The organism is Acidimicrobiales bacterium, assembly GCA_035536915.1.
In the GTDB taxonomy this organism is placed as follows: Bacteria; Actinomycetota; Acidimicrobiia; order Acidimicrobiales; family JAHWLA01; genus JAHWLA01.
This window is the reverse complement of the sequence record DATLNE010000009.1, coordinates 96,368-112,632: the sequence shown is the minus strand read 5'-3', so window position 1 is coordinate 112,632 and position 16,265 is coordinate 96,368. Positions and strand designations below refer to the sequence as shown.

At 69.3% G+C, this 16,265-nt stretch carries 12 protein-coding genes; 3 read left to right on the top strand and 9 right to left on the bottom strand.

All coding sequences use genetic code 11. The features are described from left to right. Window positions 1-141: 141 nt before the first annotated feature. The 7 genes from VM938_02640 to VM938_02610 are packed head-to-tail and all read right to left on the bottom strand — an operon-like array spanning window position 142 to window position 7,883. The gene (locus tag VM938_02640) at window positions 142-1,044 is read right to left on the bottom strand and encodes a diguanylate cyclase (GenBank protein ID HVF73923.1); all 903 of its coding nucleotides are present in this window, start codon (window positions 1,042-1,044) and stop codon (window positions 142-144) included. Beyond that, window positions 1,041-1,430 (bottom strand): chemotaxis protein CheW, encoded by a 390-nt coding sequence (locus VM938_02635; GenBank protein ID HVF73922.1) that lies wholly within the window; start codon window positions 1,428-1,430, stop codon window positions 1,041-1,043. Before VM938_02635 ends, VM938_02640 begins: the two co-directional genes overlap by 4 nt. Then, window positions 1,427-2,623, bottom strand: coding sequence for a protein-glutamate O-methyltransferase CheR (locus VM938_02630; GenBank protein HVF73921.1), 1,197 nt, complete (start codon window positions 2,621-2,623; stop codon window positions 1,427-1,429). The genes VM938_02635 and VM938_02630 overlap by 4 nt, the downstream gene beginning before the upstream one ends. After that, window positions 2,620-3,630, bottom strand: a complete 1,011-nt coding sequence (locus VM938_02625; protein HVF73920.1) for a chemotaxis protein CheB — start codon at window positions 3,628-3,630, stop codon at window positions 2,620-2,622. Before VM938_02625 ends, VM938_02630 begins: the two co-directional genes overlap by 4 nt. Beyond that, window positions 3,627-5,684, bottom strand: a complete 2,058-nt coding sequence (locus tag VM938_02620; protein ID HVF73919.1) for a hybrid sensor histidine kinase/response regulator — start codon at window positions 5,682-5,684, stop codon at window positions 3,627-3,629. The genes VM938_02625 and VM938_02620 overlap by 4 nt, the downstream gene beginning before the upstream one ends. Further along, window positions 5,681-6,085 (bottom strand): chemotaxis protein CheW, encoded by a 405-nt coding sequence (locus VM938_02615; protein HVF73918.1) that lies wholly within the window; start codon window positions 6,083-6,085, stop codon window positions 5,681-5,683. Before VM938_02615 ends, VM938_02620 begins: the two co-directional genes overlap by 4 nt. Before the next feature lie 7 nt (window positions 6,086-6,092). Then, a complete protein-coding gene (locus VM938_02610) occupies window positions 6,093-7,883 on the bottom strand; it encodes a methyl-accepting chemotaxis protein (GenBank protein ID HVF73917.1) in 1,791 nt (596 codons plus the stop codon). 187 nt (window positions 7,884-8,070) lie between these two features. On the opposite strand from VM938_02610, the gene dnaE reads away from it, so the two are divergent. Further along, window positions 8,071-11,598 carry a DNA polymerase III subunit alpha gene (gene dnaE, locus VM938_02605; protein ID HVF73916.1) on the top strand — a complete coding sequence of 1,176 codons (3,528 nt, stop codon included), beginning with the start codon at window positions 8,071-8,073 and terminating at the stop codon, window positions 11,596-11,598. Here dnaE and VM938_02600 read toward each other — a convergent pair whose 3' ends face one another. Further along, window positions 11,599-12,273, bottom strand: coding sequence for a hypothetical protein (locus tag VM938_02600; protein ID HVF73915.1), 675 nt, complete (start codon window positions 12,271-12,273; stop codon window positions 11,599-11,601). Between the two features lie 162 nt (window positions 12,274-12,435). Here VM938_02600 and VM938_02595 point away from each other — a divergent pair, with 162 nt between their 5' ends. Both VM938_02595 and VM938_02590 read left to right on the top strand, forming a co-directional pair. Then, window positions 12,436-13,110 (top strand): hypothetical protein, encoded by a 675-nt coding sequence (locus VM938_02595; GenBank protein ID HVF73914.1) that lies wholly within the window; start codon window positions 12,436-12,438, stop codon window positions 13,108-13,110. A 39-nt stretch (window positions 13,111-13,149) separates the two neighbouring features. Continuing rightward, the gene (locus tag VM938_02590; GenBank protein ID HVF73913.1) at window positions 13,150-14,133 is read left to right on the top strand and encodes a patatin-like phospholipase family protein; all 984 of its coding nucleotides are present in this window, start codon (window positions 13,150-13,152) and stop codon (window positions 14,131-14,133) included. 495 nt (window positions 14,134-14,628) lie between these two features. Here the strand turns inward: VM938_02590 and VM938_02585 are convergent, their stop codons facing one another. Further along, window positions 14,629-15,810: a hypothetical protein gene (locus tag VM938_02585; GenBank protein ID HVF73912.1), complete on the bottom strand. Its 1,182-nt coding sequence runs from the start codon at window positions 15,808-15,810 to the stop codon at window positions 14,629-14,631. Window positions 15,811-16,265: the final 455 nt, after the last annotated feature.

Genomic DNA, 16,265 nt, shown 5'->3' with positions numbered 1-16,265 from the left:
CTCGACGGAACCGACCACGACAGCCACGAGGCCCAGGCCCGCATGATCCGTCGCTACATCGCCTGGCGGAACCGCAACGCCAGGGACGAGGCGCTACGTGAGCTCGTGAAGCGCGCAAACGTTGCCTGACGCGGCACTAGCTCAGCGGGAGGCGCTGCGGTTGCGGCCCGCTTCCTTGGCGTCGTAGAGGGCCAGGTCGGCCCGGCGCAGCAGTTCGTCGGCCGGCTCGCCCACGCCGCTGGCGCACCCCACGCTGATCGTCACCGCCAGCGACTGGTCGGCCAGCTGCACCGGCGCGCCGGCCACCGCCACCCGCACCCGCTCCGCGGCCCGAAGCGCCCCGTCGATGTCGGTGTGCGGCAGCAGCAGCACGAACTCCTCGCCGCCCCACCGCCCGGCCATGTCGTCGGCCCGCAGCGAACGGCCGAGCCGCCTCGACACCTCGCACAACACCTCGTCGCCCGCGGCGTGGCCCAGTCGGTCGTTCACCGACTTGAAGTGGTCGATGTCGACCATCAGCACCGCCAGGTGCTGCTTGTGCCGCTTCGAGCTGGCCGCGTGCATGCGCAGGTGCTCGTCGAGGTGGCGCCGGTTGTGCAGCGCAGTGAGCGAGTCGAGCCGCGACACCCGGTCGTACTCGAGCGCCCGGTCGGCCAATTCGTCGTGCAGCGCCTTGACCCGGGCTGCGGCGGTCACCCGAGCCAGCAGCTCGGCGTCGTCGAACGGCTTGCGCAGGTAGTCGTGAGCGCCCATGCGCAACCCCTCGACGACCTCGTCGGTGGCGGTGCGACCGGTCACGAACACCACCGGGGTGTTGCACAGTTCCCGGTCGTCCTTGAGTTGGGCCAGCACGCCCCAGCCATCGAGCTTGGGCATCTCGATGTCGAGCAGCACCACGTCGGGATGCTCCTTACGGGCAACGCACAGCGCTTCCTCGCCGTCGACCGCCTCCAGCACCCGGAACCCGTGCGCCTCCAACTGTCGGCGGACCACGGCGCGCACCACCGCCGAGTCCTCGGCTACCAAGACGAGGCCGCGTTTCACGACCGCAGGCTTTGGGCGAGCACCGGTACGTCGACGACCAGCACCATGACATCCCCCTCCTGTACGACTCCCGCGATGACTGCATCGTCCTGGCCAGGCGGCGGCGGCGCCACGGCGTCGTCGCCGAACGACTCCACCCCCGTCACCTGCTCGACCAACAGCCCGAACACGTTATTGCCCGCTTCCAGCATGAGGATGTGGCCGCCTCCCCCGCCCAGGCTGTCGAGGACGGGCACGGCATCGTCGCCCCGCGAGACGACTCCCGCCACGCCGGCGCGGGGCGAGGGGAGCGGCCGCAGGCCGTCGCCCGAGCGGACTTCCCGGGCGTGCTCGACCGGCACCGCATAACTCCCCGCACTGGTGCGGAACCGAACGAGTTGTCTCATGACGGGTGAAGCTTGTCATCCAGAAGGGTGACAAGCTCGTCCAAGCGGTAGCCCTCGAGCGCCGCCTCGACCACGGCAACGTCGGCTCGCTCGATGGCGGCCTGGGTCGCGGCGTAGGCGCGGCGGGCGGCGGCGGCGTGCCCGGCCTCTTCCAGGGCCACCGCCAGGTGGAAGTGGGCGACAGGGGAGTCGGGCTCCAGAAAGGCCGCTTTGCGGAACGCCACCACTGCGGCTTCAGGGTCGCCTGCCGCCGAAGCCGCTTCGCCTTCGGCCAACAACGCCACCACGTCGGGCAGGGGCGTGGGCTCCGGGCGAGCGGCCCGCGGCGGACGCGGGCGTGGCGTCGGCGTAGGCGCGGGCGTGGGGGTTGCCGCCCGTTTGGGGGCAGGGGCGGCGGGCGCCGACGGCGCCACCGCGCCCCCGGGCCGGTAGGCGAACGACCCACCGAGGCGCACCAGCTTGAAGGCGTCGGTCACCTGCCACAGCGACTCGCTGTAGCCGAGGAACAGATACCCGTCGGGCGTCATCCACCGGGCCAGCCGTTCGAGGTAGGCGACCACGTCTTCGGGGCGCAGGTAGATGAGCATGTTGCGGCAGAACACCACCGGGCATGTCTGCGGCCCGCCCGGCAGCGGGTCGGCCACCACGTTGAGCCGGTTCACGCTCACCCGGTCGCGCAACGCCGCCTTGACCCGCCAGCCGTCGCCGTCACGATCGAAGTACCGCTCGCGGCGGTCGGGCGAGACCCCCGACATCTCCTTGGCCCGATAGCGGGCCGCCCGGGTGCGCTCCAGCGCCCGGCTCGACACGTCGGTGGCGATCACCCGCCAGTCCCTGAGGGCCGACTCGGCCAGCACCATGGCCAGGCTGTAGGCCTCCTGGCCGTTGGCACTCGCCGCGCTCCAGACCGTCACCGCGCCCCGCAGCGAAGGCAGCACATACGTGGCCAGCGCCTCGAACTGCCCGGGGTCGCGGAAGAACGACGTCTCCTGCACGGTGATGCGGTCGAGCAGGTCCTGCAAGGCCGTCGGGTCGCGGTCGAGCGACGCCACGAACTCCGTCACGTCCTGCCCGCGGGCGGCCGCGGCGTCGTCCACCGAGCGACGCAGGCGGCTCTGGGTGGACGAGTCGAGCCGCAGGCCGACGCGGCGGCCGAGGATGTGGGCGGCGGCGGCCAGGTTGCGGTCGCTCACCCCGTCACCCGCTTCATCGACCGCTTCACCGCCTCGGCGACGGCGTCGAGAGGGAGCACTTCGACGGCGGCGCCGACGGCCTTGGCCACCCGGGGCATGCCGTAGACCGCGGAGCTTCGCTCGTCCTGGGCGATGGTGTGGGCGCCTGCCGTGCGCATGGCCAGCAGGCCGGTGGCGCCGTCGTCGCCCATCCCGGTGAGCAGCACCCCGACCGCTCGGCGCCCGGAGCTGGTGGCCACCGACTTGAACAACTCGTTGGCCGAGGGCCGGTGCAACGTGCGGGGCTCGGGGTCGAGCATTAGGCGGCCGTCCTTGACCTTGAGGTGGGCGTTGCCCGGCGCGATGTAGACGGCACCCGCCTGCAACGGCGCCCTGTCGGTGGCGGGCTGCACGGGCAGGGGCGACACCCTGGCCATCCACGTGACGAAGCCGTCGATGAAATCGGGGTGCAGGTGCTGCACGACGAGCACGGCGGCGCGCAGCCCGCCCAAGCCCGCTAAAAGCTTGGCCAGCGCGGGCGGCCCCCCGGTCGACGCGGCCACGGCCACCACCGGGACCGTGCGGGTGCGACGGGGCTCGCCTGCATCGGCGCTGCGGCGGCCGCGGGGATGGCGCAACACGGTGGCGCCCCGCAGCGACCGCACCCGCTTGCGCAACTCGGCCTCGGCTGCCGCCGTCCACCGGGCGGGCTTGGGGACGGCGTCGAGGGCGCCCGACACCAAGGCGTTGACCGCCGCTTCCGAGTGTGGCCCGGTGACGGTGGCCGACAGCACCAGGATCGGCGTGGGGGCGAAGGCCATGATCTGCTCGATGGCGTGGCGCCCGCCCCCGCCTGGCAGTTGCAGGTCGACGGTCACCACCTCGGGCCGGTGCTCCTGCACCACTCCCAAGGCGGCTGTGGCATCAGTGGCCAAGGCCACCACGGCGATGTCGCCCTCGGCTTCGAGCGCCCGCACCAAGTGCGCCCGTTGCGACGCCGAGTCCTCGACCACGACGACCCGGATCACGAGGCCCGCCCGAGCAACCGCTCCACTGCGGCCAGCAGGCCCGACTCGTCGAAGGCGCTCTTGACGATGTAGCCGTCGGCGCCCGCCTCCAGCCCCCGCTGGCGGTCCTCGTCGCCCGCCCGCGAGGTGAGGATGAGCACGGGGATGGTGGCCGTCGAGGGCTGGGCCCGGATGGCCTCGGTCAAGGCGAAGCCGTCCATGCGGGGCATCTCCACGTCGGTCATCACCAAGTCGGCCGGCTCCTCGGCCAGCCGGGCCAAGGCGCTGACCCCGTCGTCGGCGGTGCGCACGGCGTAGCCCGCCCGCTCGAGGATCGACCGTTGCAGCTCTCGCACCGTCATGGCGTCGTCCACGACGAGGATCGTTCCCCGACGCGGCGTCGACAGTGCAGGCCCCGACGTCGACGGCCGCTCCCGGCGCGATCGGGCCCGGTCGATGAGCCCGGGGGCGTCGAGCACCACCAGGATCGAGCCGTCGGGTTCCACGCTCGCCCCGGCCAGCACGTCGAGGCGGGGGAGCAGGCGGCCGAGCCCCTTGACCACCACGTCGCGCTGGCCGACGAGGCGGTCGACCCGGAAGGCGTGGCGTCGGGTCACGCCCGACACCACCACCACCGGGCCCTCGGCGGGTTCGTCGGCACCGAGCACGGCGCCCAGGTCGGACACCGGCACGGCCTGGCTGCCCACCTGCACGCTCAGGCGCCCCTCGGCGTGGCGCAGCGGGGCGTGCTCGGCGTCCTGGGCCACCAGCACCGAATGGAGCGGCAGGGCGTAACACCGGCCCCCCGCCTCCACCAGCAGGCAGGGCAGGACGGCCAGGGTGATGGGCACCACGATGCGGAACTCGGTGCCCTCGCCCGGCGTCGAGCGGACGTCGATGCGCCCCCGGGTGGCGTCGACCGCGGTACGCACCACGTCGAGGCCCACGCCGCGCCCCGACACGTCGGAGATGAACTCGGCCGTCGACAGCCCGGAGCGGAAGATCAGGTACAGCGTCTCCTCGTCGGACAGGGCGGTGGTGTCGGCCCCTCGTCGCGACGCCTCGTCGCGCACCCGCCCCACGTCGATGCCGCCGCCGTCGTCGGACACGGCGAGGATGACCTCGGAGCCCAACTGCATGGCGTGGAGGCGCACGGTGGCCTGGGCAGGCTTGCCCGCCGCCTCTCGTTCGGCGGCGGTCTCGATGCCATGGTCGACGGCGTTGCGCACCAGGTGCAGCAAGGGGTCGGCCAACTGCTCGAGCACGCTGCGGTCGAGCTCGGTGTCGTCGCCTCGCACTTCCCAGTGCACGTCCTTGCCGCACGATCGAGCGACGTCGCGCACGGCCCGGTGGAGGTTGTCGGTAATGGTCGCCACCGGCACCATGCGCGCTCGCATGGTCTTTTCCTGCAGCTCGTTGAGCACGTGCGACAGCTCGCGGAACTCGGCCACGTTGGCCGGGTCGGTGCCCACCAGGTCGGTGAGCATGCGGCCCATGCGCAGGTGGGCGGCGGCGGCTTCCCCGACCAGGCGCACCAGTTGGTCGAGGCGAGGCACGGGCACCCGGATGGTCTCGCCCGACTGGTCGCTGCGGGGCGCGGGCGTGGCAATGGGCGGAGCCGCACTCGGAGGCGGAGGCGCCGTGGCAGGGGCCGTCGACGGCACGGGCGGTTCTTCCACCGGTTCCTCGCGCAACGCCCGCACGTTGGCCTCGACCACCGCGGCCTCGTCGGTGCGGTCTTCGCCCGCCATCAGCTCGGGGATGAAGCGGCGCACGGCGTCGACGGCGGCCAGTAGCCCGTCGACCAGGCGGGGCGAGGCCATGCGCTCGCCTTGGCGCAGTTCCTCGAGCAGGTCCTCCATGACATGGGCCACCCGGGCCACGGGGTCGAGGCCCACCATGCCCGCGGCCCCTTTGAGGGTGTGGGCGTCGCGGAAGATCGACGCCACCAACTCGGGGTCGTTGCCCGCCTCCTCCAACTGCAGCAGCTCGGTCGACAGTCGCAGGAGGCGGGTCTCGGCCTCTTCGGCGAAGAGCTGGCGGAACTCCTCCTCGAAGTCGCCGAGCTTGCTCACGGGCGTCCTCCGATGCGAACCGGGGCGAGCACGGCGCTGATGTCGAGCAGCACCGCCAGGCGGCGGCCCACCGTGTGGGTGGTGAGCGCACCGGGCAGGTCGGCCGTGCCCGTCTGCTCGCCCAGGTCGACCACCTCGGGCACGGCGTGGGCGGCCAAGGCGGCCAGGCCCAAGGCGGTGTCGACCACGACGGCGTAGGGGTGGTCGCCCGAGCCGCCCACGCCGAGCAACGCGCCTGCGTCGAAGAGGGGCACGATCTCGCCTCGCAGGTTGAACACGCCCAGCACCGTCGACGGTGCCGTCGGCAGGGGGACGACCAACGGCACGGCCACCACCTCGCGCGCCCAGGCGGTGTCGACGGCGTACCACTCCGGCCCGACGGGGAGGAGCAGCGCCTGCACCGGCGCCCTAACCCTGCGCGGCTGCCGCTCGCGCCGCCGTCGACTCCAACCCGGAGGCCAGGGACGCCAACGTCGAGGCCGCCGCCGCGATCTGTGAAGCCGTGGCCGACACCTGTCCGCTGGCGTCGGTCAACTGCTCCATGGTCTCGACCACTTGCGCGGTGGCCGACCGTTGCTGCTGGGTGGTGAGGCGCACCTGGGCGGTGGCGTCGGCCACGTGTTCGAGGAGGCCCAGCCCCCGCTGCATCTGCTTGGCGCCCTTTTCCATGGCCATGACCGTGGCGTTGGTCTCGGACTGCACGCCTTCGATGATGGTGGTGATGTCGCCCGCCGAGGCCTTGGACCGTTCGGCCAGCCGGCGCACCTCTTCGGCCACGACGGCGAAGCCCCGGCCTTCCTCGCCCGCCCGGGCCGCTTCGATGGCGGCGTTGAGGGCGAGCAGGTTGGTCTGGTCGGCGATGTCGTTGATGAGCCCGAGGATGAGGGTGATCTCGTTGACCCGCTCGGCCAGGGCGAGCGTTCGTTCGGAGGATGCCTCCATGTCGGTCTGGGCCTGCTCCAACGAGTCGCGGGTCTCGGCCGCTTGCGAGGCCACCTCGTCGACGGTGTCGGCTATCGACGCCGAGGCTCGCGCCAGTTCCTCGGTGGTGGCCGAGGTCTCCGTCACCGCCGCGGCCTGCTCGGTGGTGGTGGCGGCCAGCTCTTCCGACGAGGCCGAGAGCTCGGAGGCCGCGGAGTTCACCTCCAACGAAGCCGAGCGCACCTCCGACACCAGCCGTTCGAGGCTCTCCACCATGGAGTTGAACGACTGGCCCAGCCGGTTCACCTCCTCGGAACCGCCGGGCTCCACCCGGCTGTCGAGGCGGCCGTCGCGGACGTTGTCGGCGGTGTCGGACAGGTCGAGGATGGGCCGGGTGGTGCGCCGGGCGAACCACACGGCGAAGGCCAGGGCGGCGAGGGTGGCCACCACGACCATGCCCAGCGCCAGTCGACGGCCGGTGGCGACCGGGGCCAGTGCCGTGGAGCGGGCCTCGGTGCTGATCACGGCCCAGCCCAGCGGCTCCACCGGGGCGAAGCCTGCCAGCACGCGGGTCCCGCGGTAGTTGCGGTAGTCGGCGCTGCCGGTTTCCCCGGCGAGCCCGCGGTTGGCTCCCACCGTGGAGACCCGGGTGCTGAAGGCGCCCTTGGTCAGGAGGTCGGCATCGGCGGTGATCGCGCCCATCGTCGAGGAGTAGACCAGCCGACGTTCCCGGTCGACGGCCAGGAGCTCGCTGTCGACCGACGCGTCCTCCTTGTCGATCAGCTCGGCAAGCATCGACGCCTTGAGGTCGCCGATCACCACGCCGGCGGGACGGCCGTCGGCGCCCGTCACCGGGTGGGCCACCGGCCACACGATGGTGTCCTGCACGGGGACGGGCGACGCCACCGCAGGCTGGCCGGAGGCCGCCGAGGTGAACCACGACTGGGCCAGGAGGTCGATCGGCGCCGTCGCCCCGCCGGTGGAGGCCACCACCCGACCCGACAGGTCCGTGAGGTAGATGGCGTCGTAGCTGCCGTACGTGTCGGCCACCGTGGTGAGGAGCTCGCCTGCGGTCCGGTCGCCGACGCGGCCTCGCAGCAAGGTGGCGACCACCCGCATGTCGCCCCGTCGCTCGTTCATCCAGCCCGTGAGCTCGTCGGCGTGGGCCACGGCGACCGCCGTGCCCGCCTCCTCGGTGAGGCGGGTGATGTTGTCGGCCGAGCGGGCGGTGAGCACCCACGACAGGACGACGGCCACCGGCAACGACACCGCCAGCATGCCGATCAGAAGCCGGGTGGCGAAGCGCCTCCGGACAGTTCGCCACCAACCTCGCACACCTTGCCCGCCAGCTCGCATGGGCCGCACAGTAGGGCGCGACGGGCCCCGATTCGCGGTACCCTCGGAATCACAGGGTTGTTATTTGTCCACAGGGTCCTGTGGAAGCTCTGTGGATGAACGGAGCGCCGTGCCGGATTCCTTCACCCACCTCCACCTCCACACCGAGTTCTCGATGCTCGACGGCGCCGCCCGGGTGAAGGAAGTCATCGGCGCGGCGGCGGCCGACGGCCAGCCCGCCATCGGCATCACCGACCACGGCAACATGTACGGCGTCCTCGACTTCTACAAGGAGTGCCGGGAACAGGGCATCACCCCGGTCATCGGCACCGAGGCCTACATGGCGCTCGAGCACCGGGAGGAGCGGCCGGTTCGACGGGGGCGCATCGACGACACCGGCGGCGACGGCGACGAGGGCGAGAAGCTCTACTACCACCTCACCCTCCTGGCCGAGACCACCCAGGGCTACAAGAACCTGATGAAGCTGTCGTCGGCCGCCTACCTGGAGGGCTACTACTACAAGCCCCGGCTCGACTGGGAGCTGCTGGCCCGGCACGGCGAAGGCGTCATCGCCACCACCGGCTGCCTGGGCGGCGTGGTGCTGCAGGCTCTGCTGAAGGGCGACTTCGAGGGGGCGGTGGCCAAAGCCGCTCGCCTGCAGGACATCTTCGGCAAGGACTCGCTGTTCGTCGAGCTGCAGGACCACGGCCTGGCCAAGCAGCACAAGACCAACCCCCAGCTCATCGAGATCGCCCATCGCATCGGGGCGCCCCTGCTGGCCACCAACGACGCCCACTACACGCGGCGCGACGACCACGTGGCCCACGACGCCCTGCTGTGCGTGCAGACCGGCGCTTCGTTGAGCGACGAGAAGCGCTTTAAGTTCGAAGGCGAGGAGCACTACCTCAAGTCGGCCGCCGAGATGCGCCACTTGTTCAAGGACTATCCCGAGGCGTGCGACAACACCCTCTGGATCGCCGAGCGGGCCCAGGTGGAGATCGAGTTCGGCAAGCCCAAGCTGCCCGAGTTCCCCCTGCCGTCGGGCTTCACCTCCGAAGACGAGTACCTGCGCCACCTGACGTATGAAGGTGCACGGCAGCGCTACGGCGACTCGTTGCCCGTCGCCGTCACCGACCGGCTCGACTACGAGCTCGGCGTCATCAAGGACATGGGCTTCTCCGCCTACTTCCTGGTGGTGTGGGACCTCATTCGCTTCGCCAAGGAGCGGCGCATCCGGGTCGGCCCCGGCCGTGGGTCGGCGGCGGGTTGTTGCGTGGCCTACTGCCTGCAGATCGTCGACCTCGACCCCATCCGCTACGACCTGCTGTTCGAGCGCTTCTTGAACCCGGGCCGCAAGCAGATGCCCGACATCGACATGGACTTCGACGACCGCTACCGCGGCGAGATGATCAAGTACGCGGCCGAGCGCTACGGCTGGGACCACGTGGCCCAGATCGTCACCTTCTCCACCATCAAGGCCCGAGCCGCGGTGCGCGACGCGGCCCGGGTGCTGGGGTACCCCTACGCGGTGGGCGACAAGGTGGCCAAGGCCATGCCGCCGTTGGTCATGGGCCGCGACACCCCGCTGTACGCCTGCCTGGAGAAGCACCCCAAGTACGAAGACGGCTACAAGATGGCCGCCGAGCTGCGCGAGATGTACGCCGCCGACCCCGACGTGGCCAAGGTCATCGACGTGGCCAAGGGGCTCGAGGGCCTGCGCCGCCAGGACGGCATCCACGCCGCGGCCGTGGTCATCACCCACGAGCCGTTGACCGAGTACCTGCCCATCCAGCGCAAGCCGGAGTCGGGCAAGCCGGTTGAAGAAGCGCCCATCGTCACCCAGTACGAGATGCACGGCGTCGAAGAACTCGGCCTGCTGAAGATGGACTTCCTGGGGCTGCGCAACCTGTCGGTCATCGAACAGGCCCTCGACCTCATCGAGGAGTCCACCGGCACACGGCCCGACATCGACAACGTGCCGCTCGACGACGAGAAGACGTTGGCCATGCTGCGCCGGGGCGAGTCGATCGGCGTGTTCCAGTTGGAAGGCGGGCCTATGCGGGCGCTCATGCGCTCGCTGGCCCCGACCTCGTTCGACGACGTGGCCGCCTTGGTGGCGTTGTACCGGCCCGGGCCCATGGCGGCCAACATGCACAACGACTACGCCGACCGGAAGAACGGCCGCAAGCCGATCATCTACTTGCACGCCGACCTGGAAGAGCTCCTGGGCGACACGCAGGGGCTGATGATCTACCAGGAGTCGATGATGCGGGTGGCCCAGAAGTTCGCGGGTTACTCGCTGGAGGAAGCCGACAACCTCCGCAAGGCGGCGGGCAAGAAGGTCCGCGAGATCATGGCCAGGGAGCGCGAGAAGTTCGTGGCCGGCTGCGACGCCACCGGCTACGGGCGCGACATCGGCACCGCCCTGTTCGACGTGATCGAGCCGTTCGCCGACTACGCGTTCAACAAGTCGCACTCCTACGGCTACGGCTTCGTCGCCTACCAAACGGCCTGGCTCAAGGCCAACCACCAGGTCGAGTACCTGGCCGCCTTGTTGACCTCGGTCAAGGACGACAAGGACAAGACGGCCGTCTACCTCTCGGAGTGCCGCACCATCGGCATCCAGGTGCTGGTGCCCGACGTGAACGTGTCGGCCTCCGACTTCATCGCCCGGGGCGAGACGATCCCCTTCGGCATGTCGGCCATCCGCAACGTGGGCGAGGGCCTGGTCGAGCGCATGGTCATGGAACGGGAGAAGAACGGCCCGTTCACCGACTTCTACGACTTCTGCGAGCGGGTCGACCCCATGGTGCTCAACAAGCGCTCGGTCGAGTCGTTGATCAAGGCGGGCGCCTTCGACTCCATGGGCCATCCGCGCCACGGGTTGTTGCTGGTCTTCGAGCAGATCGTCGATCGCATGCTGGCCCGACGGCGCGAGGCGGAGCTGGGGATCATGTCGCTGTTCGGCGACGCGCCTGCGGGCGACGACGCCCCGCCCGCCTTCGACGATGCCCGCATCCCCATCCCCGACAGGGAGTTCGACAAGGCGCAGAAGCTGGCCTTCGAAAAGGAGATGCTCGGCCTCTACGTCTCCGACCATCCGCTGATGGGGGCGGAGACGGCGTTGCGCAAGCACACCGAGTCGACCATCTCGGAGTTGCGCGAGGGGTCGACCGACGGTGCCGTGCGATGGGTGGGCGGCGTGGTCACCGCCCTGGCCCGGCGCTACACCAAGAAGGGCGACCTCATGGCCACCTTCCACCTGGAGGACCTGCAGTCGTCGGTGGAGTGCTGGGTGTTCCCCCGGGTCATGCAGGAGTACGGGTGGATGCTGGCCGACGACGCCATCGTGTGCGTCAAGGCGCGGCTCGACACCCGCGACGACACGCCCAAGCTGACCGTGCTCGAGCTCAAGAAGCCCGAGCTGGTGCTCGACGGCGGCCCCCCCGTGCGCATCGAGCTCCCGCTCAACTCGCTGACCGACAAGCTGGTCGAGCAGTTGAAGGAGCTCTTGGTCACGCACGGGGGCGACTCGCCCGTCTACCTGCACGTCGGGCAGAAGATCCTGCGCCTGCCCGACGAGTTCAACGTCGACGCCCGCAACGGCTTGTTGGGTGAGATCCGCGTCCTCCTCGGCCCCAACGCCCTGGTGAGCTGACTACAGCGTGGAGGTGCCCCGGGTTTCAGCCCCGTCGCACCGCCCGACGCACGGCACGCCGATAGAGCCTGTCGGGTCGAGTTCGTAGCCGGCGCGGGCCGAGAAGTCCTGCAATGTCGATCCTGCGCCGATCGGCGTACACGAGGCGCAGACGTCGGCCAGCGCCGCGTTCGCGTCGGTGAGCGGCACCGTCCACTGAAGGACATTGGTGGTGGGGTCGAGCGTGGCGTCGACGGCGGTACCGCTGCCTGTGCTGGCGAGATTGACGACGTCGAACGAACCCGTCGCCGTCGTGTCGAATTGGCCGACGTGGCTCACCCGAACGTGCACGCTCAGCCCCGCGTAGGTAGTCCCGAAGCTGAAGGTGCGACCCGAGGTTTGGAGCGGCGCAGCGTCGATGTCGACCACCTTGATGCTGAACAGCAGGTCGGTACCGTCCAGGACGACGTCGGCCTCCACGATGTCGATGCCTGGTTCCGACAGCGCAGGCACCGTTGTCAGGCAAGGGTCGACGGCGATGCCCAGGTTCGGCTGACAGGGGTAGGCGGTGACGCCGGCGTCGCCCGCCGGGTCGGTGATCACCGGCGTCGAGGCATGTGCGGTGCTCGGTAGGAGCAGCGCAAGCCCTGCGCCGAAGGCGAGCGCGGCAAATCGAGAGCGGTGGTGCAGGGGCATGAGGTGACCTCCAGTAGCGCGCCTCCCGCGGGCGCGATCCGCCCAAGTGTGGCACCCGTGTGTGGCCGATCAACCGCACGCGACGAGGCGTCGCTTTTCACAGACAGTGGCCTGACCGGTAACCTTGACCTTCGACCGCATCCATGGGGAGAACGCGCAGGCATGGCGATCGAGCTCGAGACCAAGGACTGCACGGCGCTCAGCGACGCCGAATTGGGCGAGATGGCCGACATCTGCGCCGACGGCCCCGCTGGGTACCAGATCGGCCTCTTGTCCAAGCAGCGTGAAGAGTGGGTGCTGATCACCCAGGCGCGCGACAACGGCAAGTTGTGCGGGTTCTCCTTCTGCACCTTGGAGCGCATCGGCGGCACCCCGTGCCTGCTGGTGGGCCTGGCGTCGGTGAAGCGCAACGCCCGCCGGGAGACAGTGCTCAAGTCGCTCATGGCCGACCAGTACCGGCGGGCCCTGCTGGCCTTCCCCGACGAGGACGTGCTCGTGGGCACCAAGTTCGTCGATGCCGCGGGCTACGCCGCTTTCAAGGGGCTGGACGACATCGTGCCCCGTCCCGGCCACAAGGCCACCGGCGAAGAGCGGGCCTGGGGCCGGCGCTTGGCCAAGCGCTTCGGCTTCGAAGGCAAGATCGACGACCGCACCTTCGTGGTCACAGGCGCAGGCGAGCCGTGCGGGGTGCTCGACCACGAAGTGCTCAAGCCCGATGCCATCGACCCCGACATCAAGGCTTTTTTCAGTTCGCTCGACCTGTCCCGGGGAGACCACCTCATCGCCTTCGGTTGGGCGATGGCGGAGGACCTGGCGGCGGGCAAGCTCGGCAAGTAGGTCCACTCGATGTCGACGTCAGTGGGTAACACTGACGTCATGAAAACGGGGTTGGTCCTCGGCGGCGGCGGGATCGTAGGCATGGCGTACCACGCCGGTGTCCTACGGGCCTTAGAGGCGGAAGCCGGCTTCCGTCCGGCCGATGCCGACCTGGTGGTGGGCACCTCTGCCGGTTCCGTGGTCGGCGCCTACCTGCGCACGGGATGGTCGACCGAAGACTTCTGGCAGTTGGCGCTGGGCACGCACCCCACCAAGCCGGGGATCGGCGGCGAGGTCGACGGCAAGCCGGTGGGCTCCGAGCTGATGACGGCCACGTGGCGCACCCCGTTCGACCTCTCCCGCCGGGCGCTCGGCTCCGCGTACGTGCTGGGCCGCTCGCTGTCGCCCTTCCGCCTGCCCATGGCGGTGCCGGTGCCCGAGGTGCTCACCCGGCTGTTCCCGGGCGGGCTGTTCGAGATGACCGAGGGCCGCCGGCGCTTCGAGGAAGAACTGCCCGAGGAGTGGCCGGAAGCGGCGTTGTGGCTGACGACGGTCGACATCTCGACCGGTCGGCGGGTGGTGCTAGGGCGCACAGGCGCGCCCACGGCGTCGCTGCGCAAGGCCGTGATGGCGTCGGCCGCCATCCCCGGCTTCTACCGGCCGGTGAAGGTGGGCAAGCGGGTGCTGGTCGACGGCGGCGCCCACTCGTCGTCGAACCTCGACCTGGCCGTGCGGGCCCGGTGCTCGCTGATCATCGGCGTGGTGCCACTGGCCTTCGACACCGTGCTGGCCCCCGCCGCCCTCATGCAACTGGTTCGGCGCTGGCCCGCCCGCTCCCTGGCCGCCGAGGTGGCCTTGGCCAAGCGGCGCAACGTCGAGGTGCTCCTGCTGCGGCCCACGGCCGACGAGGTACGCCTGCACGGGCTCAACCTCATGCGCCCCGACGGGCTCGACCGCATCGCCCGCGCCGCCTACGACGCCACCGCCCGCACCCTGGCCACCGACCGCTTCCGCTCGGTCCTGGCCGACCTCCCCGCCGCCTGACCACTAGCCGAATGCATGGGTGAGTGCCGTCGCTCGAACCCAGGAGGCCAACGGGGGTGACGCCCGCATCGAGTCCGGGTCGCCCGGTCGCCACGTCGCCAGGGCGGTGGGCGTGTCCGGCCAACCGCATAGAAGTGGTGCCGCTATGGCTCGAGAGCGGACTCGTCGGGCTCGTCAATCTCCCCGGCCGCACAAGTCGTGTTCGACTAAACGCTTAGCGCCTTCGTCCGCTCTGCCATAGGCCGCCACTGCCGCCTTCTGGTCGGGGGCGCCGCCTGCTTCGCGGGTCCTCGGCGTCGAGGTCGGGCGTTCCTGCCGACACGGGCGCATGCAGCAGCGGAGCGTTCGCCGTAGCGCCCGACAATCCGCACGGGTGGGCGGACCCCTCGCTCACAGACCTCCGCAAGGTCGAGCGCTAAAAATTGCACATGCTCGAAGTGGGCCCACGTCCGGTCCACTATCCGCCATCTTGAACGGATCGGTCAGCACTAAGATTTAGCCGCCTGCTTCGGCTCGAAGCATCGTCACCCGGTCTGACCAAAGTTCAGCGAGCATCTCATCGCCGTTACGCAGCGCGAGATGACGAGCGAAGTCGCACACGTACAGTTGAGAACTGCTCACGAATGTTGTGGATGGTTCGTCACTGTCGAAGTCCCACATATATGCGCCGTCAGGATTGCCGTCCGAACTACGAGCAGAAAAGAACCGCTCAGCGACATCGAGAGCAGTTGCCGGTCGGCCAACTCGAGCAAGCGCAAACATTCGGTTTCCGACGTTCATGCTGTTTGTTGCGAGACCACGGGCGGTCGCCGCTTCAAGAGATCGCAAAGCTTTCTCTGGATCGTCGATCAACAGGCAGAACCCGTGATTGTTGTAAGCTCGTGCATCGTCCGGAGCAACCTGAATGACAGCTTCGAAGATGGCTGCGGCCGCACTTCGTCGGCCTTCTCTGAGCATTTGTAGCGCGGGCTCAACGTATCGGTCTGAGTTAGCCGCAGGCGCAGGCATTTTTTCATCTTGGCTTGTAGAACGAGCAGCGATTGATGCATCTAAGGTCGCCGGTTCAACGCGACGGGCTCTCATTTCGCGCGGATCACATGGCGCGCGTCGCTCTCCATGTAGCCACTGCCATTCGAGATGTAGCGAGTCAAGCTGCCAGCGATCGAGGTACGTCGTTGTAAAGCGGTCGACGATCCAGCCTTGCACCTTGTCCACGGGAGGCGGCGGGCCAATGTTGGTCAGTTCATCGGTGGTCGGAGGGGTCCAGTTCACGATGCGACCCGCAGTGCCCGTGGAGAGCGAGCGGTTGACTTCCATAAGATGGGAGAAGGCTGTAGCCGCTGTCTCTCGAACCCAGTCATCCCCCGACGTCGCCGCACGAGCTTCACGCTCATGAAGAGAGAGCCCGTCTGTAAAGAGCAATTCTCCCCAAGCATCTCCAACGTGCGAGGGCAGGCGAGGCAGGTTGTCAGGCTCACCTCCGGACGCGACAACCAGTAAAGGAATGACGACCGAGAGGACCACCGATCCTGCGACAATCCCGCCGCCGACAGTTTTGATAAGAGCCTCAGTATCGAATCCGCGGCTTTCGAGTTCCGTGGCGAGGTGGCCTATCTCATTGCGACGCCGCGCGCTCGATTCTTCGTCCGCGGGTGGTGGTACGGCCAACTTGTCCATTAGTCCCCGGACCAATGACGTGGCCCGCCATTGAGCCAGTGGAAAGCTACTGTCCGCGAGGAAATGCTCCTGGGCATCAAACGGGGCCGGTTCAAATAAGGGCGCATGACGCGGTCGTGGGGTCCTGGGCCGCACTGCGAGGCCTTTGCCTAGTTCTACCTCGTCTACAGGGTGCGGTGCGGCATGCGCAGCGAGCAACTCCAAGCATTCTTCGCCGCAACCGCGCTGGCCAGAAGACACGTCTACGGCGAACGGGCAACCCGGCGTAAGAAGGGGCGGGGTACAGCTTTCGCTGTAGTCACGCAGCGCGCGCAAAAAGATGTCGTGCTCTGGCCCAGAGTGGGGGAGAGGCGCCGTCATCGATACGAATCCCGCCGAGGAGAGATCGTCATTACAAGCGGTCCTTGATTTTCGAGCTTGTAAATCACGCGGTGGGAGCGACCGAGACGCGCCGA